This window comes from Candidatus Pelagibacter sp. HIMB1587 (assembly GCF_052047775.1).
Taxonomy (GTDB): domain Bacteria; phylum Pseudomonadota; class Alphaproteobacteria; order Pelagibacterales; family Pelagibacteraceae; genus Pelagibacter.
Map to the genome: position 1 here is coordinate 256,166 of NZ_JBNAJJ010000001.1, position 14,969 is coordinate 271,134.

The following is a 14,969-nucleotide window of genomic DNA, read 5'->3' on the forward strand; positions in this document are numbered from 1 at the left end:
CAATTGCTTGACAGGTTTTTAGTTTTTAAGGGTTTTTTTGAAAAATAAATAAATTTTTCTATTGCAGTAGTTGAAATAAATTTGTTCAATAGACTTTTAAAATTTAATTAAGAGGGGTCTTAATGGAAGATAATTTCAACAAACACTTAGGGAACAAACTTAAGTTAAGAAGATTAGCTTTAGGTTTAACCCAAACAAAAGTAGCAAAAGCAATTAACGTAACATTTCAACAAATTCAAAAATATGAAAAAGGAACTAATGGAGTAAGTTCAATTAGGTTACTTCAACTTTCAAATTATTTAAAAGTGCCGATCAATTATTTCTTCGAAGATTTTTCAGAATATTTAGTTAACTTAGAAAAATCCCAAGAAGGACATATGAATGTTAATTATAATTTTCTAGCAAAAGTTTATTCAGAACTTAATGCTGATCAAAAATTAAAATTTAACAAAACATTACAAATTTCAGGATCAAATATTTCTAAAGCAGTTTAATCATAACCAAAATGGGACCCCTTTGGTTAATTGTGTATTATTCAATATTTATAGATTAATTTTTTTTGGCTCCTCGGGCAGGACTCGAACCTGCGACCAATTGATTAACAGTCAACTGCTCTACCAACTGAGCTACCGAGGAATGTAAAAATCACAACTTACTTTTTTTTAAAACTAAAACAAGATTTTTTTTGGAGGCAACGCCCGGAATCGAACCGGGATACAAGGATTTGCAATCCTCTGCGTAACCATTCCGCCACGTTGCCTTCTTATTTTAGACGAATAGCTTCAGGCCTTTTTATATTAAATTTTTTATATTAGTCTATTAAATAACGATCCAAATTGATTATTGTTAAATAAGATTATTAAATTATAAACTTTAAAATCAATGAGTAACGATAAATATATCCATTCCGAAGTTGAAAATAAGATTTATTCATATTGGGAAAAAAATGAATTATTTAAACCAAAAGAAAATTCTAAAAAATTTTCAATAGTAATTCCTCCACCAAATGTAACTGGTAGCCTTCATATGGGGCATGCATTAAATAATTCTATTCAAGATTTATTAGTTCGTTATCACCGGATGAATAATTATGAAACTTTATGGCAACCAGGAACTGATCATGCTGGTATCGCAACGCAAGCATTGGTAGAGAAAAAACTCACTTCAGAAAAAATAGATAAGAATGAGATTGGGAGAGATAAATTTATTGAAAAAGTTTGGGAGTGGAAAGAGCAATACGGTGACATAATAATTAACCAATTAAAAAAGCTTGGTTGTTCTTGTGATTGGTCAAGAAATGCATTCACAATGGATGAAAACTTATCCAAATCAGTTATCAAAGTTTTTGTAGAACTTTATAATAAAGGTTTAATTTATAAAGATAAGAAATTAGTAAACTGGGATACTGTTCTTAAGACAGCTATTTCAGATTTAGAAGTAGATCAAAGAGAGGTAAATTCAAAAATTTACTACATTAAATATCCTATAGATGGAACCAGTGAATTTATAACTATAGCAACTACAAGACCTGAAACAATGTTAGGTGATACTGCTATAGCTGTTAATCCTAAAGATGATAGATTTAAATCATTTGTTGGTAAAACAGTAACTATACCAATTGTCGGTAGAAAAATTAAAATTATAGAAGATGATTATGCTGATCCTGAACAGGGTACAGGTGCATTAAAAATAACCCCTGCACATGACTTTAATGATTATGATGTAGGTCAAAGAAATAATCTTGAAATTATAAATATTTTTACTGAAGAAGGTAAGATAAACGAATACGCTCCTGAGCATTACATAGGTCTTGATAGATTTGAAGCTAGAAAAAGAATTTTAAATGAACTTAAAGAAAAAGAATTTTTTGTAAAAGAAGAAAATATAAAAAATAAAGTTCCATATGGAGATAGATCTAATTCTATTATTGAACCTTTTCTTACCGAACAATGGTTTGCTGATGCTGGCAAATTATCTGTTAAAGCAAAAGAAGTTGTTAATTCTAAAAAAACAAATTTTTTTCCTGAAAATTGGTCAAAGACATATTTTCAATGGATGAACAATATTGAACCTTGGTGTATTTCTAGGCAATTGTGGTGGGGGCATCAAATACCAGCATGGTATGGACCAGATAATAAAATTTTTGTTGCTATAAATGGACAAGAAGCAAAGTCTCAAGCAAAAAAATTTTATAAAAAAGAAGTAGAACTAAATAGAGATCCCGATGTTTTAGATACTTGGTTTTCATCTGGTTTATGGCCTTTTGCTACTTTAGGGTGGCCAGAAGATGATGATTATTTAAAAAAATTTTATCCAACTTCAGTATTGGTAACTGGTTTTGATATTATCTTTTTCTGGGTTGCTAGAATGATAATGTTTGGAACAGAATTTTTAGATAAAGAACCGTTTAAAGACATATATGTTCATGCACTTGTAAGAGATGAAAAAGGGCAGAAAATGTCTAAATCAAAAGGAAACGTAATTGACCCTTTAGATTTAATAGAAAAATACAGTGCTGATGCATTGAGATTTACTTTACTTTCAATGGCTTCACCTGGAACAGATGTAAAGTTATCGGAAGATAGAGTTAAGGGTTATAGAAATTTTCTAAATAAATTGTGGAATGCCAATAACTTTTTAATAACAAATGAATGTGATTTTAAAGATATTGATCAGCTACCAAATTTAAATGTAAATATTAATAAGTGGATATATTCAGAGTTAATAGAGGCAAAGAATAAAATTCAAAAAAATCTTGAAGATTATAGATTTGATGAAGCTGCAAAAAATGCATACCAATTTGCTTGGCATTCATATTGCGATTGGTATCTAGAGTTATCTAAAACTATCTTATTTTCAGATGATAATGATGCAAAAGCAGAAGTTAAAAAAGTATCATCTTATGTATTCAAACAAATATTAATCTTACTTCATCCATTTATTCCGTTTGTAACAGAGGAAATATGGCTCAAAGACCAATTTGATAAGAATGGTAGTGATTATTTGATGCATAAAAATTGGATAACTGGAGAAGTGAATAAAGATAATAGCACTGATCAGGTAGAAAATATCATTAATATTATTTCTGAGCTTAGATCCTTCAAAAATGAGCTTAATGTTAGCCCAGGATCATTTATTGATGTTTCAGTTAAAGGTATTAATGATAATCAAAAAGAATTTATTAATAAGAATGAAGTTATCTTAAAAAAACTTGGAAGAATAAACAGCATACTTGATGATGATTTAGAAAAACCTGCTGCAACAATGGTTGTTTCAGGTGACTTATTCAAAATTTATTTTGATAAAGATGTAGATTTAAAATTAATCAAAGAAAACTTAACAAATAAACAAAGTAGATTAGAACAAGAAATGAATAAAATATCTCAAAGACTAGAGAATAAAAGTTTTGTAGACCGTGCTCCAAAAGAGATTGTTGAACAAGAAAAAACTAATTATAATAATTTAAAGAATGATATTGAGAAAATATCAGTAACAATAAAGGGTATATAATGGCAAAATTTAATAAAAAGAAACTTCCAAGTAGACATACATCATTAGGACCAGATAGAGCACCACATAGATCTTTTTACTATGCAATGGGTGAAACCGAAAAAGATGTAGCAAAGCCCTTTGTTGGAGTAGTTTCAACTTGGAATGAAGCAGCACCTTGCAACATTGCTTTAATGAGACAAGCACAATCTGTTAAAAAAGGTGTTAGAGCAAATGGTGGAACACCAAGAGAATTTTGTACAATCACTGTTACAGATGGAATTGCTATGGGTCATGAAGGAATGAAATCTTCCTTAATTTCAAGAGAAGTTATTGCGGACTCTGCTGAACTTACTGTTAGAGGACATTGTTATGATGCATTAGTTGGTATAGCTGGTTGTGATAAATCTTTACCAGGTTTAATGATGTCAATGGTTAGACTTAATGTGCCAAGTGTATTTATTTATGGTGGATCTATTCTTCCAGGAACTTACAAAGGAAAAGATGTAACAGTAGTAGATGTATTTGAAGCAGTTGGAAAACATTCATCTGGCCAAATGTCTGCAGCTGAACTTAGAAAGCTAGAATTAGTAGCTTGTCCAAGTGCGGGTGCTTGTGGCGGTCAGTTTACTGCTAATACAATGGCATGTGTGTCTGAAGCAATTGGTTTAGCATTACCTTATTCAGCAGGAACGCCTGCTCCTTATGAGGAAAGAGATAAGTACGCAAAAGAAAGTGGTAAAATGGTTATGAACCTTTTACAGAAAAAAATTAAACCAAGAGATATTGTAACAAGAAAAGCTTTAGAAAATGCTGCAACAATTGTTGCTGCAACAGGTGGATCTACTAATGCAGGTCTTCATTTACCAGCTATTGCTAATGAAGCAGGAATTAAATTTGATTTAATGGATGTTGCTAAAATATTTAAAAGAACACCTTATCTTGCTGATTTAAAACCAGGTGGAAAATATGTAGCAAAGGATATGTGGTTAGCAGGTGGTGTACCAATGCTTTTAAAAACTTTATATGAAGGTGGATATATTCATGGAGATTGTATGACTGTTACAGGTAAAACCATGAAAGAAAATTTAAAAAATATTAAATTTAATCCTAAACAAAAAGTAATGAGATCTTATAAAGATCCGTTATCTCCAACAGGTGGTGTTGTTGGGTTAAAAGGTAACTTAGCTCCAGAAGGAGCAATAGTTAAAGTTGCAGGACTTAAAAAATTACAATTTACTGGAAAAGCAAGATGCTTTGATAATGAAGAAAGCGCTATGAAAGCTGTGCAGAGTAGAAAGTATAATGATGGTGATGTAATTATTATTAGATACGAAGGACCAGTTGGAGGACCTGGCATGAGAGAAATGTTGTCTACAACTGGTGCAATTTATGGTCAGGGAAAAGGGGAGAAAGTAGCCCTTATAACTGATGGAAGGTTCTCTGGTGCTACGAGAGGCTTTTGTGTGGGTCACGTAGGCCCTGAGGCCGCTCTAGGGGGTCCTATAGGCCTTTTAAAGAACGGAGATATTATTGATATTGACGCAAAAAAAGGAACTATCAATGTAAGACTTTCTAAAAAAGAATTAGTATCAAGAAGAAGAAAATGGAAAGCTAAAAAATCTGACTTTGGATCAGGTACTTTGTGGAAATATGCTCAAACAGTAGGACCAGCATATTTAGGCGCTCCAACTCATCCAGGTAAGAAAAAGGAAGTTAAAGACTACTCAGAAATTTAATGAAAATAAGACCAGTTATTTTATGTGGTGGTGCTGGTACCCGCCTTTGGCCAAATTCTAAAAATCATCAAGCAAAACAGTTTATTGATTTTGGTAATTGGACTTTACTTGGAAAAACCTTAGAGAGAACAAAAGCATCCATTTATGATGCACCCATTATAAGCACAAACAAAAAATATCTAAGTAAAGTTAAACAACATTTAAGAAAAAATAAAATTAATAAATATAAAATTGTTGTTGAGCCAGCTAAAAGAAATACGGCTCCAGCTATCTTAAGCGCAGCTTTAATAAAAGATATTCCTGATAATCAGCCACTAATGTTTTTCACAGCTGATCATTTGATTGAGAAAATGAGCATTTTTAACAAAGCTATCAATAAAAATAAGTCTAATCTTAATGAAAGTAATATTTTTGTATTTGGCATCAAACCAAAATCCCCGACAAGCGATTACGGTTATTTCTTAAATAAAAAAATTAAAGGTAACATTAATAAAGTAACTAGATTTATTGAAAAACCTAAAGAAGCAAAAGCAAAAGAAATCATTCGAAAAAATGGATATTGGAACTCAGGAATGTTTTATCTTAGAAAAGATTCAATAGTCAATAACTTTAAAAAATACAACCCAACCATATATAGAAATTGTGTAACAGCTGTTAATAAGGCAAAATATAAATCAAATACTTATCATTTAAATAAATCCTCATTTATAAAAGCAACTGCTAAATCTTTTGATTATGCAATCCTTGAAAAAACAAAGCAAATTAATGCAATTAAATTAGATATACCTTGGTCAGATCTTGGAAGTTGGAAAGAAATTTTGAAAATGTATGACAAAAATAAAAACAAATATATTAAGAAGAAAAATGTTTATTTTAGGCCATGGGGTAGGTACACAAACCTATTTGAAGGTAAAGAGTTTTTAATTAAAGAACTTTATGTAAAACCAAAAGGAACACTAAGTTTACAAAAACACCATCACCGTGCTGAACATTGGTTGGTTACACAAGGAAATGCCAAAATAACACTTAATAAAGATATAATTACTAAAAAACCTGGAGAGCATATATTTATTCCATTAGAAGCCATTCACAGAGTTCAAAATCCTGGACAAAAACCAGTTAAAATTATGGAAGCCCAAGTAGGATCAATATTGAAAGAAACGGATATAGTTAGATATCAAGATATTTATGGCAGAGTAAAGTAGTGGACTTGTTAACAATAATTTTATTAATAATAATTGGATTATTAACTTTCTTTCTCTTAAAAAAAGAAAGAGTGTTTGGAATTAATACTGAAGAAAACTCTGAAAAAGAAACATTTAAAATTGTTGAAAGCAAAGATTACAGAAATAATTTATACGATTTACTAAATTATATTCCAGAAGCAGTAATTATATTAGATAAAAGTAAAAAAATCATTTTTAGCAACAATTCCTCAAATAAACTTTTTCAAATAAAATTAAATGAAAATATAAGTGGATTTTTACGTAATCCAGATCTTTTAAATTCTATTGATAAAACTTTTGAGGGTACAAATGTTACAGATTTAGAAATTGAAATCAGAAATCAAGCAACTCAAAGATTAAATATCACTGCTTATTTAGATCACAATAACATTTTTTTTGATGAACAATCATGCGTGCTACTAATGAGAGATTTAACTGAATTCCATAAATTCCAGCAGCTAAAATCAGATTTTGTAGCTAATGTTTCTCATGAACTTAGAACACCATTACAGTCAATTAAAATGGGCCTTGAGACTTTTGATGACAATTCAGAATTAAAAAAAAATTCAGAAATTAACAATTTGCTACCAGTGATGATATCTCAATCAGAAAGAATGGAAAATTTGATTAGAGATTTATTATCATTATCAAAAATAGAACTGCAAGAGCACATAAGGCCAACTCATGAGATAGATTTAATAGAATTGTTAGATTATGTAATTAAAACATACGAAAAAATAATTAGTAAAAATAATATTAAAATTAAATTTAATAAAATTGAAAATTTTAAAATAATTGGTGACAGAGATAAATTAATTGAAATTTTTACAAACCTTATCGATAACTCAATTAAATATAGTGACAAAAATAAAGAAATTACAATTTCAGCAAAAAAAGATGGTGAACTTAATATTGTTTCAATATCGGACCAGGGAATAGGTATACCAAAAGAATCTTTGCATAGAATCACAGAGAGATTTTTTACAGTTGATCCTAGCAAAAGTCGTAGTGTTGGAGGAACTGGGCTTGGTTTAGCTATTGTTAAACATTTAGTTTCGCAACATAGAGCTGAAATGGATATTAATAGTGTAGAAAATCAAGGGACAACAATAGATATCAAATTCAACTCACTATAATACAACTAAAAAGTTAGTGGTTGTAACAAAAGTTTAACCTTCCTTTAATAAAATATTTAAGAATCAAATTTATTTAGTTCGCATTATGAATCTAAAAAGGAGAATTATGAAAAAAGTAATAAGTGTAATATTTGGATTTCTTTTAGTACTTAGTTTTACAACAACTAGTTACTCAAGAGATCAAATAAAAATTGTAGGATCATCAACTGTATATCCTTATGCAACAGTTGTAGCAGAAAAATTCGGTAAAACTGGGAAGTTTAAAACTCCAGTTATTGAGAGTACAGGTACTGGTGGTGGAATGAAATTGTTCTGTGCTGGTGTAGGTGTTAACCACCCAGATGTGACTAACGCATCAAGAGCAATTAAACCAAAAGAAAAAGCATTATGTGAAAAAAATGGTGTATCTGAAATTATTGAAATTGTAGTAGGCAATGATGGTATTTCTTTTGCACATGCAGTTAGTGCTCCAGACTCTAACTTTACAAAAGAGCAATTATGGAGAGCTTTAGCAGCTAAAGTTGATGTTGATGGTAAACTTGTTGAAAATCCATATAAAAAATGGAGTGATATTGATGCAAGTCTTCCAAACAAAAAAATTGAAATTTTAATTGCACCCCCAACGTCAGGAACGAGAGATGCTTGGAACTCATTAGTGATGGGTAAAGGTTGCTCTAAAACAGCAAAATCTCTTTATGATGCAGCTGGTAAAAAAGCTAAAAAAGAATGTGCAAAAATGAGAGAAGACGGTTATGCAGTTGAAGCTGGTGAAAACGACACTCTTATTGTACAAAAACTAACGTCAAACCCTGATGCTTATGGTTTCTTTGGTTACAGTTACCTTGTGGCAAATAAAGATAAGGTAAAAGCAGCTTCTATTGAAGGTGTACAACCATCTCTAGAAGGTATTCAAGATTACTCATACCCAATTGCAAGACCATTATTCTTTTACGTTAAAAAAGCACATATTGGTGTTGTCCCTGGTATTGAGGAATACTTAAAAGAGTTTACTTCTAAAAAAGCTATGGGTAACAGAGGATACTTAGGAAAAATTGGATTAGTTCCTTTAGCATCTGACAAGTACAAAGTTACTCGAACTGCCGCTTTAGATTTAAACACAATAAGTATTAATTAATTAAAATCTTATTTTCAAAAAAAGGCCAGTTTATCTGGCCTTTTTTTTATTCAATCTAGAATTTAATTTGTAACAAAACTGTAACATTTAGAAGATAGACATCATTTCGAATGAACTTCGTCTTAATATTCTTAATATCAATATTTTCATTATCTTTATTTTTTTACGGTAAATCAAAAACTAAAAGTATCTCAATAAACAAAAATATTAAATTAAACGCACTTCCAAAATTTTATGGATACTACCTGGTATTATGGTGTTCCATACCTTCTTTAATGTTCCTGGTTATCTGGACATTGTTTGAACCAGTAATTATTAAATCAATAATTATTGAAACTGCTGCAAATAAGGGAGCTATTTTTAATGATAAGAATGAAGCAAATTTAGTTTATGAAAAAATTAAAGCTATTTATGCTGGCACATTTTTTGGAGATATAGATATTATTTTAAAAGAAAGTGCAATTTCATATGCAAAATTTATTAATATTTTTACTAATTCAAAAATAGTATTAATTTTTACTATTGTAATTGCTTCAGTAATTTATTCGTTAAAAAAAATTAAAAATAATAATAAAGCAAGAGATGATGTTGAAAAAATTTTAAAAGGATTATTATTTGCTTCATCTCTAATTGCAATTTTAACCACTTTAGGAATAATTTTTTCACTTTTATTTGAAAGTATAAAGTTTTTCTCAGTTATAAATATTTTCGATTATTTATTTGGGACTAATTGGAGTCCTCAAAGAGCTTTTGTTAGTGATGCATCTGCAATAACAGCAGCCGAATATGAAGAACTTAAAGATGCATTTGGGTTCATTCCATTGATCGCAGGTACTTCATTTATTGCTTTAATTGCTATGTTGGTCGCAGTTCCAATTGGATTATTTTCTGGAATTTATATGGCTGAATACGCTTCACTAAAAATACGAAGAATATCAAAACCAATAATTGAAATCTTAGCTGGTATTCCAACAGTTGTTTATGGATTTTTTGCAGCTCTAACCGTTGGTCCTTTTTTTAGACAAATTGGTGAAAATTTAGGATTAACTGTATCATCGGAAAGTGCTCTAGCAGCAGGATTGATTATGGGTATTATGATCATTCCTTATGTGTCATCATTATCTGATGATGTTATTAATTCAGTACCACAATCTTTAAGAGATGGTTCTTATGCAATAGGTGCAACAAAGTCTGAAACAATAAAAAAAGTTGTTATACCTGCTGCATTACCAGGTATCATAGGATCAGTTTTACTCGCTGTATCAAGAGCAATTGGTGAAACAATGATTGTTGTTATGGCAGCTGGTCTTGCAGCAAATTTAACTATTAACCCATTAGAATCTACAACAACTATAACCACTCAGATTGTAATGATTTTAGTTGGTGACCAAGAGTTTGATAGTCCGAAAACTCAATCTGCTTTTGCTTTGGGATTAACTTTGTTTATCGCAACCCTTGTTCTTAACTATATTGCTCAAAGAGCAGTTAAAAAATACCGAGAGAAATATGACTAAAGAACAAAGATTAAAAAAAAGACATAATGCTGAAAAAAGATTTAGATTTTATGGTCTGGCATCAATTTTTGTAGCATTGTTGTTTGTTATTATTTTAGTTCACAATATTTTTTCAAAAGGAAGTTCTGCATTCATGAAAACTGCTATAAATGTTGAAGTTTTTTATGATCAAGAACTTTTAGAAATACAAAATGGAGCTACAGAAAATGAGATTTTAGATGCTGATTTCTATGATGTTACTATTGAAAGTTTGTTAAAAGTTTACCCTGCTAAGGATTTAGATCAAGAAAATCAATTGATTGACTTATTCACAACAGATGCTGAGATTGAAATTAAAAGAGCTTTTTTAGAAAATAATAATTTAATTGGAAAAACATTCAATGTAGAGATTACAGCATCAGATGATATTGATCAGTTACATAAAGAAAATTATCCAAGAGATTTACCAGAAGATAGAAGAAGAATATCTGATTTTCAATTAGTTATTTATGATACGTTAGTTGAAAACAAAAAAATTATTAAGAATTTTAATAATTATTTTTTTAAAAATGGAGATTCTCGTGATCCTGAACTTGCTGGTATTGGTGGTGCTTTAGTTGGATCTTTTTACAGTATAATTATCTGTTTATTATTAGCTTTTCCTGTTGCAGTGTTAGCTTCAATTTATTTAGAGGAATTTGCTCCAAAAAATAAGATTACTGATTTTATAGAAATTAATATCAATAATTTAGCTGCTGTTCCCTCAATAGTTTATGGTTTATTAGCTTTACAAATATTATTGGCCACAATCCAATTGCCAAGATCCACACCATTAGTTGCTGGAATAACTTTAGCTTTAATGACACTTCCTAGGATAATTATACCTTGTAGAGCTTCATTGAAGGCAGTACCTCCATCAATACGAGAAGGGGCTCTGGCGGTTGGTGCTTCCAAATTTCAATCTGTATTCCATCATGTTGTTCCTTTAGCGTTGCCTGGAACTTTGTCTGGAACAATTATAGGATTAGCACAAGCTTTAGGAGAAACAGCTCCATTAATATTAATTGGTATGGTTGCATTTGTAGTTGATATTCCTTCAACACCAATAGATCCTTCAGCCTCTCTACCTGTTCAAGTATATTTGTGGTCTGAGTCTGCCGAAAGGGGATTTGTAGAGAAAACATCTGCTACTATCATGATGTTATTAAGTTTTTTAATTGTAATGAATTTCTTAGCGGTATATTTAAGACAGAAATTTGAGAAAAGATGGAACTAATGAACGAAGTAAAAATTAAATCAACTAACTTAAATGTTTATTACGGTGAGAAGCAAGCATTGTTTGATGTTAATTTGGATTTAAATGAAAAAGAGGTTACAGCTTTAATTGGTCCATCTGGTTGTGGAAAATCTACTTTTATTCGATGTTTGAACAGAATGAACGATGTTATTGATATCTGTAAAGTTACTGGAAATATAGAAATTGACGGTATTGAAATTAATGACAAAAATTTAGATGTTGTATCTTTAAGAGAGAGAGTAGGAATGGTCTTTCAAAAACCAAATCCATTTCCAAAAAGTATTTATGATAACATTTCATATGGTCCAAAAATTCATGGAAAAGGTGAAACTAAAAGTGAATTAGATGAAATCGTTGAGAGTAGCTTAAGAAAAGCTGCTCTATGGGAAGAGGTGAAGGATCGACTTGACGAACCAGGTACAGGACTTTCTGGGGGTCAACAACAACGACTTTGTATAGCGAGAGCAATCTCTGTAAATCCTGAAGTTATATTAATGGACGAACCTTGTTCAGCATTAGATCCTATAGCAACAGCAAAAATTGAAGAATTAATCGATGAACTTAAAAAAACATATACAATTGTGATTGTAACACACTCAATGGCTCAAGCAGTTAGAGTTTCACAAAAAACAGGCTTTTTCCATCTAGGTAAGTTAATTGAGGTAGGCAAAACTGAGAAAATTTTTAAAAATCCTGACAATAAAATGACACAAGACTATATTACAGGTAGATTTGGATAAATTATGAGCAATGAGCACACAGTAAAATCTTACGAAGAAGAATTAAGATACTTAATTGACTCAGTGATTAAAATGGGAAGTTTAACCGAGTCTCAAATGGTTGACTCTATGGATGCAGTAATCAAAGTTGATAAAGACTCTATTGATAAAATTATTAAAAGTGATGAAGAAATAAATAAATTTAGATCTAAAATTGATACTCAGATTATGACATTACTAGTCAAAAGAGCACCTATGGCTATTGATTTGAGAGAAACAATCAGTTCTTTAAAAATATCTCAAGATTTAGAAAGAATAGGCGATTTATCAAAAAGTAACGCAAAAAAAGTAAAACCTTTACCATTAGATTTACCTGAGGAACTATTAGGAAATTTAAAGAGATTAGGAGATTTAGTAATTAAACAATTAAATGATGTTCTAGATAGTTATGTAAATAAAAATTATGACAAAGCTAAAGAGGTATGGGAAAAAGATGAACAAGTTGATGATTTGACCTATATAGCTATGGAAAGTGTTATTGATTTTCTTTCAAAAGATAAAAAGAATTTAGATTTCTCTACTCATTTGATTTTTGCAACAAAAAATCTTGAAAGAGCTGGAGATCATATAACTAATATTGCTGAAACAATTTGTTTTTTAATTAAAGGTGAATACTTAAAAGGTAGCAGACCTAAAGGAAAAGTTATTCAACAATAAAAATGAATGGTAGGATATTTATTATTGAAGACGAACCTTCAATAATTCAATTAGTTCAACATAATTTAGAAAAAAACGGCTTTATAGTATCATCCTCATTTAATGGTAATGATGGTTTAAAAGAATTAAAAAAATTTCAACCTGATCTAATATTATTAGATTGGATGTTGCCTGACCTTTCAGGGATAGAAATTTGTAAAATTATAAGAAAAGATAATAGTTTTAAAAGTTTACCTGTGATTATGCTAACCGCTAAAGGTGAAGAGGAAGACAAAATAAAAGGTCTAGATAGTGGCGTAGATGACTATTTAACTAAACCGTTCAGCTTTAATGAATTAATGGCAAGAATTAAAGCTGTGTTAAGAAGATCTAATCCAAATATAATATCTGATAGTTTAGAGTATGAAGATCTAAGCTTAGATAGAATTGAAAAAAGAGTTTTTAGAGATCAACAAGAAATTAAGCTTGGACCAACAGAATTTAGATTGTTGGAATTTTTTTTAACTAATCCTAAGAGAGTTTATTCAAGAGATCAAATTTTAGAAAATGTTTGGCCAAATAATGTAAATGTTGAGAGCAGAACTATTGATGTCCATATCAGAAGATTAAGACAATCTGTGAATTTAAAAAATAAAAAGGAATTAATTAGAACTGTAAGATCTTCTGGTTATTCACTTATTTAAAAAAACTTTTTTAACTAGATAAACAGCTATTATCATTCCAATCAATTCAGCCATTATATAAAACGGTGTATTCAAATAATTTATACCAGTAAATGATTCTGTAAAAGTTCTAGCTATTGCAACTGCAGGATTTGCAAATGATGTTGATGAAGTAAACCAGTAACCAGCTGTAATATATAAACCAACTGAAGCAGCTACAGTAATTTTACCTGATTTCATTGAACCAAAAATTATCATTATAAGACCTAATGTAGCTACTATCTCTGATACAAATATATAAATGCCATCTCTTGATTTTGTTGATAGTTCAAATATTTGATGTTCAAAAAAGAAGTTAGCTAAAGCAACCCCCAACATACACCCTAAGATTTGAGCAGAAATATAAAAGGGAAGTAATCTTTTTTTTAATTTTCCAGTAATTGTCATTGCTATACTAACAAATGGATTGAAATGAGCACCAGATACATCAGCAAATACTGTAATTAATACAAATAAACCAGCACCTGTTGCTACAGTATTGGCTATTAGCATTACAGCTATATCATTAGTCAGATTTTCTGCCATTAAGCCTGATCCAACTATAATCATTACCAGAAAGCAACTTCCAATAAATTCTGAAAGAAAATATCTACTTTTATTTTTCATTTATCCAATCTTTAATTTTACTACTTATAATATTAAATGTGTTTCTAATGATTATTTGCTTTTCTTCATTATTTGCAGTTTGAAGTTTGGATACAGGATCTTCAATATCCCAATGTATTATTTGTTCCTTTTGAGGCCAGATAGGGCACACCTCATTATTTGCGTTATTGCATACAGTGAATACATGATCCATTTTTATTTCATTATTTATAAATTCTTCAAAGTTTTTAGAACTATAGTTGCTTAGATCGTAATTTTTGTTTTTTACTAAAAAATTTTTTACATCTTCATTGATTTTTCCAGAAGGGTTGCTTCCAGCACTAAAAGCTTTAAATTTATTTGGGTATTCGTTATTAATAATACTTTCAGCTATAATACTTCTTGCAGAATTACCAGTGCATACAAATAAAACATTTTTCATTAAAAAATAATTTTGTAAATACCGATTACAAAAAGTGGAATTTGTAATCCAAAATTAGTTAAAATAGCCTTATCCTTTAATAAGAAACCTGAAATTGTCCATCCAACAACACCAAGTCCATGAAAATATATATTTAGTGGATAAATATTAAGATTAGTAAGCAAAATACCAGTTAAAACAAAAAATGTGCTGATCCATTTAAGATATTTTTTTAAAAATAACATTCAAAATTTATATAAATGTTATATTAAAGATTTATTACAAAGAAC

General features: G+C 29.7%; 14 protein-coding genes and 2 tRNA genes. 11 read left to right on the forward strand and 5 right to left on the reverse strand.

Annotation, left to right across the window (positions count from 1 at the left end; all coding sequences use genetic code 11):
* Positions 1-122 precede the first annotated feature (122 nt).
* The gene (locus ACTTBE_RS01405) at positions 123-494 is read left to right on the forward strand and encodes a helix-turn-helix domain-containing protein (RefSeq protein ID WP_262589252.1); all 372 of its coding nucleotides are present in this window, start codon (positions 123-125) and stop codon (positions 492-494) included.
* 66 nt (positions 495-560) lie between these two features.
* On the opposite strand, the gene ACTTBE_RS01410 is transcribed toward ACTTBE_RS01405, so the two are convergent.
* Both ACTTBE_RS01410 and ACTTBE_RS01415 read right to left on the reverse strand, forming a co-directional pair.
* A tRNA-Asn gene (locus tag ACTTBE_RS01410) sits at positions 561-636 on the reverse strand.
* 50 nt (positions 637-686) lie between these two features.
* Positions 687-760: transfer RNA gene (locus ACTTBE_RS01415), tRNA-Cys, on the reverse strand.
* 122 nt (positions 761-882) lie between these two features.
* On the opposite strand from ACTTBE_RS01415, the gene ACTTBE_RS01420 reads away from it, so the two are divergent.
* From ACTTBE_RS01420 to phoB, 10 genes are all read left to right on the forward strand, one after another.
* Positions 883-3,510, forward strand: coding sequence for a valine--tRNA ligase (locus tag ACTTBE_RS01420; RefSeq protein WP_440676861.1), 2,628 nt, complete (start codon positions 883-885; stop codon positions 3,508-3,510).
* Positions 3,510-5,228 carry a dihydroxy-acid dehydratase gene (gene ilvD, locus ACTTBE_RS01425; protein ID WP_440676862.1) on the forward strand — a complete coding sequence of 573 codons (1,719 nt, stop codon included), beginning with the start codon at positions 3,510-3,512 and terminating at the stop codon, positions 5,226-5,228. Before ACTTBE_RS01420 ends, ilvD begins: the two co-directional genes overlap by 1 nt.
* Positions 5,228-6,433 (forward strand): sugar phosphate nucleotidyltransferase, encoded by a 1,206-nt coding sequence (locus ACTTBE_RS01430; RefSeq protein WP_440676863.1) that lies wholly within the window; start codon positions 5,228-5,230, stop codon positions 6,431-6,433. The genes ilvD and ACTTBE_RS01430 overlap by 1 nt, the downstream gene beginning before the upstream one ends.
* Positions 6,433-7,590, forward strand: a complete 1,158-nt coding sequence (locus ACTTBE_RS01435; protein WP_440676864.1) for an ATP-binding protein — start codon at positions 6,433-6,435, stop codon at positions 7,588-7,590. Before ACTTBE_RS01430 ends, ACTTBE_RS01435 begins: the two co-directional genes overlap by 1 nt.
* A 106-nt stretch (positions 7,591-7,696) precedes the next feature.
* Positions 7,697-8,725, forward strand: a complete 1,029-nt coding sequence (locus ACTTBE_RS01440) for a substrate-binding domain-containing protein (RefSeq protein WP_440648454.1) — start codon at positions 7,697-7,699, stop codon at positions 8,723-8,725.
* A 110-nt stretch (positions 8,726-8,835) separates the two neighbouring features.
* Positions 8,836-10,239: a phosphate ABC transporter permease subunit PstC gene (gene pstC, locus ACTTBE_RS01445; protein ID WP_440648452.1), complete on the forward strand. Its 1,404-nt coding sequence runs from the start codon at positions 8,836-8,838 to the stop codon at positions 10,237-10,239.
* Positions 10,232-11,494: a phosphate ABC transporter permease PstA gene (pstA, locus tag ACTTBE_RS01450; RefSeq protein ID WP_440676865.1), complete on the forward strand. Its 1,263-nt coding sequence runs from the start codon at positions 10,232-10,234 to the stop codon at positions 11,492-11,494. The genes pstC and pstA overlap by 8 nt, the downstream gene beginning before the upstream one ends.
* Positions 11,494-12,255 carry a phosphate ABC transporter ATP-binding protein PstB gene (pstB, locus tag ACTTBE_RS01455; RefSeq protein WP_440614405.1) on the forward strand — a complete coding sequence of 254 codons (762 nt, stop codon included), beginning with the start codon at positions 11,494-11,496 and terminating at the stop codon, positions 12,253-12,255. The genes pstA and pstB overlap by 1 nt, the downstream gene beginning before the upstream one ends.
* Before the next feature lie 3 nt (positions 12,256-12,258).
* The gene (phoU, locus tag ACTTBE_RS01460) at positions 12,259-12,951 is read left to right on the forward strand and encodes a phosphate signaling complex protein PhoU (protein ID WP_262589241.1); all 693 of its coding nucleotides are present in this window, start codon (positions 12,259-12,261) and stop codon (positions 12,949-12,951) included.
* A gap of 2 nt (positions 12,952-12,953) precedes the next feature.
* A complete protein-coding gene (phoB, locus tag ACTTBE_RS01465) occupies positions 12,954-13,634 on the forward strand; it encodes a phosphate regulon transcriptional regulator PhoB (protein ID WP_440676866.1) in 681 nt (226 codons plus the stop codon).
* Here the strand turns inward: phoB and ACTTBE_RS01470 are convergent.
* Genes ACTTBE_RS01470 through ACTTBE_RS01480 form a run of 3 tightly spaced genes read right to left on the reverse strand, consistent with a single transcriptional unit; the run spans position 13,623 to position 14,924 of the window.
* On the reverse strand, positions 13,623-14,279 hold the full coding sequence (locus tag ACTTBE_RS01470; RefSeq protein WP_440676867.1) for an aquaporin: 657 nt from the start codon (positions 14,277-14,279) through the stop codon (positions 13,623-13,625). The genes phoB and ACTTBE_RS01470 overlap by 12 nt on opposite strands.
* A complete protein-coding gene (locus ACTTBE_RS01475) occupies positions 14,269-14,700 on the reverse strand; it encodes an arsenate reductase ArsC (protein ID WP_440676868.1) in 432 nt (143 codons plus the stop codon). Before ACTTBE_RS01475 ends, ACTTBE_RS01470 begins: the two co-directional genes overlap by 11 nt.
* Entirely contained in the window at positions 14,700-14,924 is a 225-nt protein-coding gene (locus ACTTBE_RS01480; protein WP_440618451.1) for a DUF6552 family protein, read from the reverse strand. Before ACTTBE_RS01480 ends, ACTTBE_RS01475 begins: the two co-directional genes overlap by 1 nt.
* Positions 14,925-14,969: the final 45 nt, after the last annotated feature.